This window comes from Burkholderia sp. 22313 (genome assembly GCF_052045245.1).
In the GTDB taxonomy this organism is placed as follows: Bacteria; Pseudomonadota; Gammaproteobacteria; order Burkholderiales; family Burkholderiaceae; genus Burkholderia.
Genome location: NZ_JBQEON010000004.1, coordinates 19,129 through 32,305, shown reverse-complemented (window position 1 = coordinate 32,305; position 13,177 = coordinate 19,129). Strand labels below are relative to the sequence as shown.

Genomic DNA, 13,177 nt, shown 5'->3' with positions numbered 1-13,177 from the left:
CGATCTTCCGATGCGGCAACGCAAAACGGGCACCCTCGGGTGCCCGTTTGCATTTGACGCACGCAGCGCGCCGCTTACGCCGGTTGCTGCGTGTCCAGACGGCCGAACCACGACGGCACGAGCGCGACCGCATCGTCGAGCGATGCGAGCACGTGCAGGCTCAGCGCGACGATCTCGGGCGTCGGCGCCTTCAGGTCGGGCACGGTGACGACCGCGGCACCTGCGCCGGCGGCCGACTGCGCGCCGAAGTCGCTGTCCTCGAACGCGACGCACGCGTGCGCCGGCACGCCTAGGCGTTCGGCCGCGAGCCGGTACACGGCCGGGTCGGGCTTGCCGCGCGCGACTTCGTCGCCGCCCGCAAGCGCGCGGAAGTACGGCAGCACGCCGACCGCGTCGAGCCGTGCACGGATCACGTCGCGCGCGGACGACGACGCGACCGCGCACGGAATGCCGGCCTGCGCGAGCGCGTCGAGCAGCGCAAGCGCGCCGGACTTCAGCGGAAACTTCGGATGCGGCTCGGGCGCGGCAAGTTGCTCGCGCACGCGGATGCGCACGGCGTCGAACGTGTCGGGGTTGCCGATCAGGCGCGCGAGGATCACCTGGCCCTCGGCGAACGAGCGGCCGACGATCTGCAGATAGTCGATCTCGGTCAGCACGACGCCGTGTGCGCTCGACACGTCGATCCACGTGTTCATGATGGTCCGCTCGGAATCGACGAGCAGGCCGTCCATGTCGAAGAGCGCGGCGGAGAAGGTCATCGGCGGTGTCCGGAAACGGGAAAACGAATAAGCGGGAAAGGCGACGGGCGGCGCGCCGGCCGCCCGAATGAAAAACGGACGCCGAAGGCGTCCGCTCGTGACGGCGTGCTTACTTGCCGAGCGCGGCGCGGGCAGCCTTGACCGCCGCGCGCACCTGGTCGGGGGCGGTGCCGCCCGGATGGTTGCGGCTCGCGACCGAACCTTCGAGCGTCAGGTAGCCGAACACGTCGTCGCCGATCAGGTGCGCGACGTTCGGCAGTTCCTGCTTCATTTCGTCGAGCGTCAGGTCGGCGAGATCGATCCCGCGATCGTCGCAGATCTTCACCGCGTGCGCGACGGCTTCGTGCGCGTCGCGGAACGGCAGCCCGCGCTTCACCAGGTAGTCGGCGAGGTCGGTGGCGGTCGAGAAGCCCTGCAGCGCGGCCGCGCGCATCGCGTCCGGCTTCACGGTGATGCCCGCGACCATCTCGGCGAAGATCCGCAGCGTGTCGGCGACGGTGTCGACCGTGTCGAACAGCGGTTCCTTGTCTTCCTGGTTGTCCTTGTTGTACGCGAGCGGCTGGCCCTTCATCAGCGTGAGGAGCGCCATCAGGTGGCCGTTCACGCGGCCGGTCTTGCCGCGCGCGAGCTCGGGCACGTCCGGGTTCTTCTTCTGCGGCATGATCGAGCTGCCGGTGCAGAAGCGGTCGGCGATGTCGATGAAGCCGACGCGCGGGCTCATCCACAGCACGAGTTCTTCGGAGAAACGCGACACGTGCGTCATCACGAGTGCCGACGCCGCCGTGAATTCGATCGCGAAGTCGCGATCCGACACCGCGTCGAGCGAGTTCGCGCAGATGCCGTCGAAGCCGAGCGTCTTCGCGACCGCATGACGATCGATCGGGTAGCTGGTGCCGGCGAGGGCGGCCGCGCCGAGCGGCAGGCGGTTCACGCGGGTGCGGCAGTCGCGCATGCGTTCCGCGTCGCGCGTGAACATCTCGACGTACGCGAGCAGGTGATGGCCGAACGTGACCGGCTGCGCGACCTGCAGGTGCGTGAAGCCCGGCATGATCGTGTCCGCGTTCTTCTCCGCGAGGTCGATCAGCGCGCCGCGCAGGTCGGTCAGCAGGCCGCCGATGCGGTCGATTTCGCCGCGCAGCCACAGACGGATGTCGGTGGCGACCTGGTCGTTGCGCGAGCGGCCCGTGTGCAGGCGCTTGCCGGCGTCGCCGATCAGCGCGGTCAGGCGCGCCTCGATGTTCAGGTGGACGTCCTCGAGATCCAGCTGCCATTCGAATTCGCCGCGTTCGATCTCGCCCTTGATCTGCGTCATCCCGCGTTCGATCGCGGCCAGGTCGTCGGCGCTGATGATCTTCTGCGCCGCGAGCATGCTGGCGTGCGCGAGCGAGCCGGCGATGTCGACGAGCGCGAGGCGCTTGTCGAAAAACACCGACGACGTGTAGCGCTTGACCAGCTCCGACATCGGTTCCGAGAAGCGGGCCGACCAGGCCTCGCCCTTTTTGTGCAGTTGGGACGTCATGGCGATTCTTCGAAGGGGAGTTGGGCGGCGTGCGCCGCCGAGGGAATCCCGCGATTCTAACATTCGCGGGGCGGGCGGCCGGCCTTCGCCGGCTCGGGCCGTCCGGTCAGTCGCGCACCAGCACGACCAGCTTCAGGTCCTCGCGGTGCGCGGGCTTCAGCGTGATCTGCTGGTACACGACGCGACCGTCGGCCGGATGGTCGAATTCGCGCAGGCCGCCTTCGCGCTCGAACACGTCCTGCGAGGCCCAGTACTGCGCGAACGCGTCGCTGCCGGCCATCAGCGCGTCGATCAGCGCGCGGGTCGGCGCATCGGCGAGGTGGCGGATCGAGTCGGCGCGGAATTCGGCCGCGAGCCGCCGCGCGCGGGTTTCCCAGTCGACGATCAGCGTGCGCGCGGCCGGCGCCATGAACGTGAAGCGCAGCAGGTTGCGGTCGTGCTCGCCGTCGAGCCAGCCCGTAAACAGCGCGGCCGCCGGCGCATTCCACGCGAGTGCGTTCCATTGGCGGTCGAGCACGTAAGCCGGCGTGGCGATCGCGGCGACGGTCGCCGCGAGCGTCGGCGGCAGGTCACCGGCCGCGACATCGGGCTCGGCGGGGTCGCGCTGCGCGGCCAGCTCGAACAGGTACGCGCGTTCGGCCTTCGACAGCTGCAGCGCGACGGCGATCCGCGCGAGCGCGTCGGCCGACGCCGACACCGGGCGGCCCTGCTCGATCCACGTGTACCAGGTCGGACTGACGCCGCACAGCTGCGCGACTTCCTCGCGCCGCAGCCCCGGCGTGCGGCGGCGCGGGCCGGGCGGCAGGCCAACGGCCTGCGGCGACAGCCGTTCGCGGTGCGCGCGGATGAATTCGCCGAGCGCGCGGGCGGGCGTGGCGTCGAGCGGCGGGTTGGGGGCGGAGGACGGGTGGTTCATGCGGAAACGGCTGAGGCGGGTGGAGCCGCCCGGAAGCGGCTGAAATGGAGAAACAACGCGCTGGCGGCGCGGCGAAGCTCAGGCAGGTGTAACAAATACCAGAATAACTGCTTGACTTGTACCGGTACAAGCGCGGCCCTATTGTAGCGATTCGCGCGCTGGCAGGCAGCGGGCGCCCCACCCAACGAAGGAGCGAACGATGAAACACCACGACCAGGTCGCCGACGCATTCGGCACGACAGCCGCCGCCTACCTGACGAGCGCCGTCCACGCGACGGGTGCCGATCTGCAGGCGCTGGCCGACGCCATGCGTGCGACGCCCGACGCCGCGGTGCTCGATCTCGGCTGCGGCGCGGGCCACGCGAGCTTCGCGGTCGCGCCGCACGTGCGCGACGTGGTCGCCTACGATCTTGCCGCGCCGATGCTCGCGACCGTCGACGTCGCCGCCCGCGAGCGCGGCTTCGCGAACATCCGTACGCAGCAGGGGCCGGCCGAGCAGCTGCCGTTCGAGGCGGGTACCTTCGACCGGGTGGTCAGCCGGATGAGCGCGCACCACTGGCACGACGTGCGCGCGGCGCTTGCGGAGGTGCGCCGCGTGCTGAAGCCGGGCGGCCGCGTGCTGATGATCGACATCGCAGGCAACGACCATCCGCTGCTCGATACGTATCTCCAGGCCGCGGAAGTGCTGCGCGATGCGTCGCACGTGCGCGACTACCGCGCCGACGAATGGCTCGCGATGTTCCGCGGCGCCGGGTTCGATGCGCACGTGCAGCGCCGCTGGCGCCTGCCGATCGATTTCGATACATGGGTCGAGCGGATCCGCACGCCGGCCGACAGCGTCGCGGGCATCCATGCGCTGTGGGCGCACGCGCCCGACGAGGTGCGCAGCTACTACGCGGTGCAGGCGGATGGCTCGTTCGAGCACGACGCGTTGCTGATCGATGCGCAATGAGTGCAATGAGCGCATTGAGCAGCGGGGCACAGCGGCCTGGGCCGTCGCGCGGTTCCATGACGACATGAAAAAAGCCGCGCTACGCGGGGCGGCGTAGCGCGGCTTTCGTGTCGCGAGGTGAGCGTGGCGCGGGGCAGGCCCGCGCCGCGCGCGGATCAGCCCGTGTTGCGCAGGCCGGCCGCGATCCCGTTGATGGTCAGGTGAATCCCGCGGCGCAGTCGCGCGTTCGTGTCGCCCGCGCGGTGACGCTTGATCAGCTCGACCTGCAGGTGGTTCAGCGGATCGAGATACGGGAAGCGGTTCTTGATCGAGCGCGCGAGCAGCGGGTTGGTCGCGAGGCGGCCTTCGTGCCCGGTGATTTCCGCGAGCGCCTGCGACGTGCGCTCCCATTCCGCGACGATCCGCTCGAACACGTGCTTGCGCAGCTTGCGGTCGGCGACCAGTTGCGCGTAGCGCGACGCGACCGCGAGATCCGTCTTCGCGAGCACCATGTCCATGTTTGACAGCAGGTTCGCGAAGAACGGCCAGGTCTTGTTCATTTTCTTGAGCAGCGTCACGCGCTTGGTGCGTTCGGCGGCATCCTGCGCGCCGTCGAGATACGCGCTCACCGCGCTGCCGAAGCCATACCAGCCCGTCAGCAGCAGCCGGCACTGGCCCCACGAGAAGCCCCACGGAATCGCGCGGAGATCCTCGATCTTGCGGTTCTTCGGATCCTGCAGCTTGCGCGAGGCCGGGCGGCTGCCGATGTTCAGTTCGGCGATCTCGGTGATCGGCGTCGACGAGAAAAAGTAGTCGGTGAAGCCGGGCGTTTCATAGACGAGCGCGCGATACGACGCCATCGCGGCATCGGACAGCGTCTGCATCGCGGCTTCGAACGCAGGCAGCTGCGCGGGGGCGTTCGACTGCGGCAGCAGCGACGCCTCGAGTGTCGCTGCGACCACCGTCTCGAGGTTGCGCCGGCCGATCTCGGGGTTCGCGAACTTGCTGGCGATCACCTCGCCCTGTTCGGTCAGGCGGATCTGGCCGTTCACGGTGCCCGGCGGCTGCGACAGGATCGCCTGGTAGGTCGGGCCGCCCCCGCGGCCGACCGTGCCGCCGCGCCCGTGGAACAGCCGCAGCGTGATCTTGCGTTCGCGGAACAGGTCGACGAGCGCGAGTTCCGCGCGGTACAGCTCCCAGTTCGACGTCAGGAAGCCGCCGTCCTTGTTGCTGTCCGAGTAGCCGAGCATCACTTCCTGCTCGGCGCCCTGGTGCGCGATCACCGCGTCGATGCCCGGCAGCGCGAAGTATTCGCGCATGATGCGCGCGGCGTCGCGCAGGTCGGGGATCGTCTCGAACAGCGGGATCACCATCAGGCCGCTCTTCGCATGGCTGCCGAGCGCGCCTTCGAGCAGGCCCGTTTCCTTCTGCAGCAGCAGCACCTCGACGAGGTCGCTGACGGTTTCCGTATGCGAGATGATGTAGTTGCGCACCGCACGCGCGCCGAATTGCGCACGCACCTCGCGGGCCTTCTCGAACACGCCGAGCTCGGTCTGCGCGAGCGCCGAGTATTCGAGGTACGGCGAGCGCAGCGGGCGCGGATCGGCGAGTGCGGCGAGCAGCACGCGCAGCTTGTCTGCCTCGGCGAGCGCCGCGTAGTCGGCCTCGACGCCGGCGCGCGCGAACAGCTCGGCGACCACGGCCTCGTGGATGTCGGAGCTCTGGCGCAAGTCGATGCTCGCGAGATGGAAGCCGAACACTTCGGCCGCGCGCACGAGCGGCGCGAGGCGCGGCGCGGCGAGCGACGTGCCGTGATGCTCGTCGAGCGACGTGGTCAGCACCTTCAGGTCGGCGACGAATGCTTCGGAGTCCGCATACGGAATCGCGCGCACCGGTGCCGCGCCGCGGCCCGCGCTGCGCACCGGCACCGTGCCTTCGCCGAGACGCACGCGCGCGCTCGCGGCCAGCCGCGTGTAGATGCCGATCAGCGCACGGCGGTACGGCTCGTCGACGCGGTGCGGCGACTGGTCGGGCGACGCGGCGGCGAGTGCCTTCGCGGCGTCGTTCGCGCCGACCAGCAGGTTCGACACCGACAGCTCGGCGCCGAGCTTGTGCACCTGTTCCAGGTAGTGCTCGAGGATCACCGCGGCCTGGCGGTTGATCGCTTCGTCGAGCGTCGGGGCGGTCACGTTCGGGTTGCCGTCGCGATCCCCGCCGATCCAGCTGCCCATCTGGAAGAACGCCGGCACGCGCGCGGACAGCCCGTGCTCGGCGAGCGCGGCCTCGATGTCGCCGTACAGCGCGGGCAGCTCGTCGAGGAACGTCGCGCGGTAGTACGACAGCGCGTTCTCGATCTCGTCGCCGACCGTCAGGCGCGCGTCGCGCAGCATGCGGGTCTGCCACAGCGCGGTCACGCGCGCGCGCAGCATCGATTCGTTGTACGCGCGTTCGCGCGTCGTCAGCGGCTGGTCGCGCTCGGCCAGCAGGCGCGCGATGTCGTGCTGCGCGTCGAGGATGCTCTTGCGCTGCACTTCGGTCGGGTGCGCGGTCAGCACCGGCATGATCAGCGCATCGTCGAAGAAGCGCTGCAGCAGGCGCTTCGACGCGTTGCCGGTCGTCTTCAGCTGTTCGAGCGCGTACGCGACGGTGCCGGGCTGCGGCGCGGAGCCGGCCAGCGCGTGGATGCGGCGGCGGCGGTTGTGGTGGCGGTCTTCCGCGATGTTCGCGAGGTGCGAGAAATAGCTGAACGCGCGCACGACGCTCACCGTCTGCTCCGGCGTCAGCTTGCGCAGCTTCTTCTCCAGCGTTTGCGCGGCCTCGCTGTCGTCCTCGCGGCGGAACTTCACGGCCGTCTGGCGAATCGTTTCGACGACGTCGAACACGGTGTCGCCTTCCTGTTCGCGGACCACGTCGCCGAGCAGGCGGCCGAGGAAGCGGATGTCCTCGAACAGCGGACCGTCCTTGTCCTCGCGGGTGCGGCCGCCGGCCTTCGCGGCGCCGGCCGTGCGGGCAGCAGGGCCGGCGGGTTGGATCACGCGTTTTGTCTGACGTATCGGGTCTTTCGGTTTCGTTGCCGTTTTCGCACGGCCGTTCGCGGCGGCGGCGCGGGTGCCCGTCTGGGCGTCGGAGGAGGGCAAGGCAGCATTGCGGCGCGTCGTACGCGCCGATCCGGAAGACTTCACGATGGGTTTCCTTGGGAAAGCACGAGTCAAAAAGGGACTGCGGGGACTGCGGAAACTACGGGAACAGCGGTCAAGCATCCAGCTACGTGCGGCACATCCGCGCATCGGTATCGCCGCCGGCGCAAAAGCGCGGCGGGCGCAGGCTCCGGGCCCGGGCGGGCAGGGGTGTGCGTGCTACCATTGTTCGATCTTCCATCCCGTCCTTCGATGTTCCAGCAATGAATTCCGAGACCTTTCCGGCACAAGCCCCCGCGACGCTGACGATTGCTTCGCGGGAGAGCCGCCTGGCGATGTGGCAAGCCGAACATGTGCGTGATGCGCTGCGCAAATTATATCCAGCTTGTGACGTGAAAATCCTCGGGATGACAACCCGTGGCGACCAGATTCTCGATCGCACGCTGTCGAAGGTCGGCGGCAAGGGCCTGTTCGTCAAGGAGCTGGAGAATGCGCTCGCCGACGGCCGCGCCGATCTGGCCGTGCATTCGCTGAAGGACGTGCCGATGGCGCTGCCCGACGGCTTCGCACTCACCGCGATCATGGCGCGGGAAGATTCGCGCGACGCGTTCGTGTCGAACGACTACGCGTCGCTCGACGCGCTGCCGGCGGGTGCCGTCGTCGGCACGTCGAGCCTGCGCCGCGAGGCGATGCTGCGCGCGCGTTATCCGCACCTGAACGTGCTGCCGCTGCGCGGCAACCTCGACACGCGCCTGTCGAAGCTCGATCGCGGCGACTACGCGGCGATCATCCTCGCGGCCGCGGGCCTGAAGCGCCTCGGCCTCGAAGCGCGGATCCGCGCACTGATCGACGTCGAGGACAGCCCGCCGGCCGCCGGCCAGGGCGCGCTCGGCATCGAAATCGCCGCGCACCGCACCGATGTCGCCGGCTGGCTCGCGCCGCTGCACGACCCGCAGACCGCGCTCGCGGTCGAGGCCGAGCGGATGGTGTCGCGCGCGCTCGGCGGCAGCTGCGAGGTGCCGCTCGCCGCGCACGCGGTGTGGCGCGCGGGCGAGCTGTACCTGACTGGCCGCGTGTCGACGACCGACGGCCAGCGCGTGCTGACCGCCGAGGAGTGCGGCGCCGTCATGACCGTCGCGGATGCGCTCGCGCTCGGCCGCGCGGTGTCCGACGAGCTCGAGGCGCAGGGCGCGCTCGACATCGTCAACGCGCTGCTCGCCGGTTCGCGGGCCGGCAAGGGCGACGCCTGATGGCGGGCGGCGCGCGTGCGTTCACCGCCGTCCTGACCCGCCCGGACGGCCAGTCGGCCGCGCTGGCGGCCCAACTGGCCGGCGCCGGCTGCGACGTGCTCGAATTCCCGCTGATCGACATCGCGCCGGTCGACGATCCGGCGCCGCTCGATGCCGCGTTCGCGGCGCTCGCCGACTACGCGCTCGTGATCTTCGTGTCGCCGAACGCGATCGACCGCGCGCTCGCGCAGTACGGTGCGATCTGGCCGAATGCGCTGCCGGTCGGCGTGGTCGGGCCCGGCAGCGTCGCGGCGCTCGAGCGCCACGGCATCGCGGCGCCCGCGCATCGCGTGATCGCGCCGCAGGCGCCCGCCGACGGCGGCGTCCCGCATTACGATTCCGAAAGCCTGTTCGCGAGCATCGAGACCGCGTTCGGCGGCGCGCAGGCGCTGGCGGGCAAGCGCGTGCTGATCGTGCGCGGCGACGGCGGGCGCGAATGGCTTGCCGAGCGGCTGCGCGAAGCCGGCGCGGACGTCACGCTCGTCGCCGCGTACCGGCGCGTCGTGCCCGAGCCGCGCGTCGGCGCATGGGAGCGCGTGCATGCGCTGCTCGCCGGTGCACCGCACGGGTGGCTCGTCACGAGCTCGGAGGGCGTGCGCAACCTGCACGAACTCGCGCGCACGCACCTGAACGACGCCGAGATCGACGCGCTGAAGCATGCGCCGCTCGTGACGCCGCATCCGCGCATCGAGCAGACCGCGCGCGCACTGGGTTTTGATAGGATTACGCTGACCGGCGCGGGCGATGAGCGCATCGTCCGCGCGTTTCGAACGATGGCCGACGAGGCCGTCCAACCGGCGACAGCCGCACCGGTGACTAAACGCATGACAGATACCAACGATTCCAAAAGTGTCGCTTCCCAGCCGGCCGCTGCATCCGCACCGCCGTCCAGGCCCCCTTATCCCGCGTCCGAACCGCCTGCGCGCCGCGGCAGCAGCGCGGCGCTGTGGTTCGTCGTCGTCGTGCTCGGCTGCGCGGCGGGCGTCGGCGGCTATGCGCTGAACCGCAAGGTCGACCGGCTTGACGACTCGTTCGTCGCGCGCCAGAAGGCGCTCGATGCGCAGGCGGCCGAGACCCGCATGAAGACCGAGCAGGCGCTCGCGGGCACGCACCAGGTCGACACGCAGCTCGCGCAGCTCGACGGCAAGCTCGCCGACGCGCAGAGCGCGCAGCAGGCGCTGCAGCAGCAGTACCAGGACCTGTCGCGCAACCGCGACGCGTGGATGCTCGAGGAAGTCGACCAGATGCTGTCGAGCGCGAGCCAGCAACTGCAGCTCACCGGCAACACGCAGCTCGCGCTGATCGCGCTGCAGAACGCCGACGCGCGCCTCGCGACGTCGCAGAGCGCGCAGGCCGTCACGGTGCGCAAGGCGCTCGCGCAGGACATCGAGAAGCTGAAGGCCGCCCCGTCGGCCGATCTCACCGGCCTCGCGATCAAGCTCGACGACGCGATCGCGAAGATCGACGCGCTGCCGCTGGCGGGCGAGGCGATCGTCCCGCATGCGGCGCCGAAGGCCGAGCCGGCCGACGCCGCGTCGGCGGTTGCAGCCACGGCCGGCGAGCCGCGCTGGAAGGTGTGGTGGCATGACTTCTCGGCCGGCCTCGGCCAGCAGTTGAAGGGCCTCGTGCAGGTGCGCCGGATCGACAATGCCGACGCGATGCTCGCGTCGCCCGACCAGGGCTACTTCGTGCGCGAGAACGTGAAGCTGCGCCTGCTCACCGCGCGGCTGTCGCTGCTCGCGCGCAACGACGGCGCGATGAAGGCCGACCTGCACGCCGCGCAGGCGTCGCTCGGCAAGTATTTCGACCCGGCATCGAAGGACACGCAATCCGTCGAGGATCTGCTCAAGCAGGTCGACAGCGCATCGCTGACGGTCGCGGTGCCGAACCTGAACACGAGCCTGAACGCCGTTCAGCAGTTCAAGAGCCGGGGGTAACCATGACGCTTCGAGGAATCGTCTGGCTCGCGGTCCTGTTCGCGATCGCCGCGGCACTCGCCACCGTCGGCCGTTTCGACGCGGGGCAGGTGCTGCTCGTCTATCCGCCGTACCGGATCGACGTGTCGCTGAACCTGTTCGTGATCGCCATCGTCGTGCTGTTCATCGTCGTGTACGCGCTGCTGCGCATCGTGCGCAACATCTGGCGCATGCCGCAGCGGGTCGCCGCGTATCGTGCGCGTTCGCGCAACGAGAAGGCGGCGTCGTCGCTGCGCGATGCGATCGCGAACCTGTACGCGGGCCGCTTCTCGCGCGCCGAGAAGGCCGCGCGCGATGCGCTCGCGGTCGATGCGAACCAGGGCGCCGCGAGTCTCGTCGCGGCCACGGCCGCGCACCGGATGCACGAGTACACGCGCCGCGACGACTGGCTGTCGAAGGTCGACGCGCCCGAATGGCAGGACGCGCGGCTGCTCGCCGCGGCCGACATGCGCGCCGATGCACGCGATGCCGACGGCGCGCTCGCCGCGCTGGCCGACCTGCAGGCGGGCGGCAAGCGCATCCATGCGCAGCAGGTCGCGTTGCGCGCGCAGCAGCAGTTGAAGAACTGGGCCGAGGTGCTGAAGCTCGCGAAGGCGCTCGAGAAGCGCGAGGCGCTGCATCCGGCCGCGGCCGTGCGGCTGCGCCAGCAGGCGGCGGAGAATCTGCTGCGCGAACGCCGGCACGATCCGGACGCGCTGCTCGAAGTGTGGCAGTCGCTGTCGCCGCTCGAGCGCCAGTCGCCGCGCCTCGCCGATCTCGCGGCCGACCTGCTGGTGCCGCTCGAGCGCCGCACCGAAGCGCGCCGCATCGTCGAGGACGCGCTCGCGCACAACTGGGATGCACGCCTGCTGCGCCGCTATCCGGATACGGCCGGCGGCGATGCGTTGCCGCTGATCCAGAAGGCCGAAGGGTGGAAGACGGATCATCCGGACGATGCGGACCTGCTGTTCGCGCTCGGTCGTCTGTGCCAGCAGCAGCAGCTGTGGGGCAAGGCGCAGTCGTTCCTCGAGGCCGCGCTGAAGCAGGCCGACAACGAGGCGCTGAAGGTGCGCGCGCACCGTGCGCTTGCGCGCCTGTTCGAGCATCTCGGCGAAACCGACAAGGCGGCGAAGCACTACCGCGAAAGCGCACTCGCGATCACCGTGGTCTGACGCGGCGGCTGCCCGCCGCGCGTGAAAATGCCCCGAACGCCGCATGGCCTTCGGGGCATTTTTTTGCTCGTTGCCGGACCGCCAGGCGGCCGGCCCGCGGTCACGCGTTGCGCATTACTTGTCGACGAGCCGCTTCGGCACCGACAGCGCGAGCAGCGCGCCGAGCACGAGGAACGCGGCGAGCACGACCATGCCCGCGTCGTTGGTGCCCGTCGCCTGCTTGAGCCAGCCCATCATGTACGGGCTCAGGAAGCCCGCGAGGTTGCCGATCGAGTTGATCATCGCGATGCCGGCCGCGGCCGCCGCGCCGCCGAGGAACGCGGTCGGCAGGCTCCAGAACAGCGGCAGCGTCGTCAGGATGCCCATCGTCGCGAGCGTGAGGCCGAGCATCGCGAGCCCCGTCTGGTGCGCCCAGATCACCGACAGCACGAGCCCGAGCGCGCCGAACGCGGCCGGAATCGCGAGGTGCCAGCGCCGTTCGCGGCGCTTGTCCGCGCTGCGCGCGATCAGGATCATCGCGACCACGGCCGCCGCATACGGAATCGCCGACAGCAGGCCGATCATGAAGGTGTCGACCACGCCGGTCGCCTTGATGATCGTCGGGAGCCAGAAGCCGACACCGTACAGCCCCATCACGAACGAGAAGTAGATCAGCGCCATCAGCCACACGCGCGGGCTCGCCAGCACCGCGCCGAGCGGCAGGTCCTCCTTGGTTGCTTCCTCCGCGTCGACGTTGCGCGCGAGCAGTGCCTTTTCGTCGTCGGTCAGCCATTTCGCCTTCGAGATCCGGTCGTCGAGCGCGAAGAACACGAGCACGCCGGCCAGCACGGACGGGATCCCTTCGAGCAGGAACAGCCATTGCCAGCCGTGCCAGCCGCTCACGCCGTTGAACGCCTTCAGGATGAAGCCCGAGATCGGCCCGCCGATCACGCCGGACAGCGCGACGGCGGTCATGAAGAACGTCGTCATCCGGCCGCGCCGGTGCGCGGGATACCAGTAGGTGAGGTACAGGATCACGCCGGGGAAGAAGCCGGCTTCGGCAACACCGAGCAGGAAGCGCATCACGTAGAACATCGCGGGCGTCGTGACGAACATCGTCAGGATCGAGATCACGCCCCAGGTCGCCATGATGCGCGCGATCCATACGCGCGCGCCGACCTTGTGCAGGATGATGTTGCTCGGGACTTCGAACAGAAAATAGCCGAAGAAGAAGATCCCGGCGCCGAGCCCGTAGACGGCATCGCTGAGGTTCAGGTCGCTCACCATCTGCAGCTTCGCGAAGCCGACGTTCACGCGGTCGAGATAGGCGACCACGTAGCACAGCAGCAGGAGCGGCGTGAGCCGCCACGACACCTTGCGGTAGGTTGCTTCCTCGAATGCGCCGGACGCGCCCGGCAGCGACTGCGTCGATGTTGCCATGTTGTCTCCTGTCCTTTCTTGTGATGGGCCGGAGCCGGCGCGGCGCGCCCGATCCGGGGTCGTGCGAAGCAATCCCGATGC

General features: G+C 69.7%; 9 protein-coding genes. 4 read left to right on the top strand and 5 right to left on the bottom strand.

All coding sequences use genetic code 11. The annotated features are described in order from the left end of the window. Positions 1 to 74 precede the first annotated feature (74 nt). From ACTJKF_RS04960 to ACTJKF_RS04950, 3 genes are all read right to left on the bottom strand, one after another. The gene (locus tag ACTJKF_RS04960; protein ID WP_440622463.1) at positions 75 to 758 is read right to left on the bottom strand and encodes an HAD family hydrolase; all 684 of its coding nucleotides are present in this window, start codon (positions 756 to 758) and stop codon (positions 75 to 77) included. A 109-nt stretch (positions 759 to 867) separates the two neighbouring features. Then, a complete protein-coding gene (gene argH, locus ACTJKF_RS04955; protein WP_440622462.1) occupies positions 868 to 2,277 on the bottom strand; it encodes an argininosuccinate lyase in 1,410 nt (469 codons plus the stop codon). Between the two features lie 106 nt (positions 2,278 to 2,383). Further along, positions 2,384 to 3,193, bottom strand: a complete 810-nt coding sequence (locus ACTJKF_RS04950; RefSeq protein WP_440622461.1) for a helix-turn-helix transcriptional regulator — start codon at positions 3,191 to 3,193, stop codon at positions 2,384 to 2,386. A gap of 199 nt (positions 3,194 to 3,392) precedes the next feature. Between ACTJKF_RS04950 and ACTJKF_RS04945 the strand changes: the two genes are divergently transcribed. Further along, a complete protein-coding gene (locus ACTJKF_RS04945) occupies positions 3,393 to 4,145 on the top strand; it encodes a class I SAM-dependent methyltransferase (protein WP_440622460.1) in 753 nt (250 codons plus the stop codon). 155 nt (positions 4,146 to 4,300) lie between these two features. Here ACTJKF_RS04945 and ppc read toward each other — a convergent pair whose 3' ends face one another. Then, positions 4,301 to 7,306, bottom strand: a complete 3,006-nt coding sequence (gene ppc / locus ACTJKF_RS04940) for a phosphoenolpyruvate carboxylase (RefSeq protein ID WP_440622459.1) — start codon at positions 7,304 to 7,306, stop codon at positions 4,301 to 4,303. Positions 7,307 to 7,524: 218 nt separating this feature from the next. On the opposite strand from ppc, the gene hemC reads away from it, so the two are divergent. From hemC to ACTJKF_RS04925, 3 genes are read left to right on the top strand one after another with little or no spacing between them, the layout of a single operon-like run. Continuing rightward, complete coding sequence (gene hemC / locus ACTJKF_RS04935; protein ID WP_440622458.1) at positions 7,525 to 8,511, top strand: hydroxymethylbilane synthase; 987 nt, start codon at positions 7,525 to 7,527, stop codon at positions 8,509 to 8,511. Continuing rightward, the gene (gene hemDX / locus ACTJKF_RS04930) at positions 8,511 to 10,487 is read left to right on the top strand and encodes a fused uroporphyrinogen-III synthase HemD/membrane protein HemX (protein ID WP_440622457.1); all 1,977 of its coding nucleotides are present in this window, start codon (positions 8,511 to 8,513) and stop codon (positions 10,485 to 10,487) included. Before hemC ends, hemDX begins: the two co-directional genes overlap by 1 nt. A 2-nt stretch (positions 10,488 to 10,489) precedes the next feature. Next, positions 10,490 to 11,677, top strand: a complete 1,188-nt coding sequence (locus tag ACTJKF_RS04925) for a heme biosynthesis protein HemY (protein ID WP_440622456.1) — start codon at positions 10,490 to 10,492, stop codon at positions 11,675 to 11,677. A 114-nt stretch (positions 11,678 to 11,791) separates the two neighbouring features. Here ACTJKF_RS04925 and ACTJKF_RS04920 read toward each other — a convergent pair whose 3' ends face one another. Next, on the bottom strand, positions 11,792 to 13,096 hold the full coding sequence (locus ACTJKF_RS04920) for an MFS transporter (protein ID WP_440622455.1): 1,305 nt from the start codon (positions 13,094 to 13,096) through the stop codon (positions 11,792 to 11,794). Positions 13,097 to 13,177 lie beyond the last annotated feature (81 nt).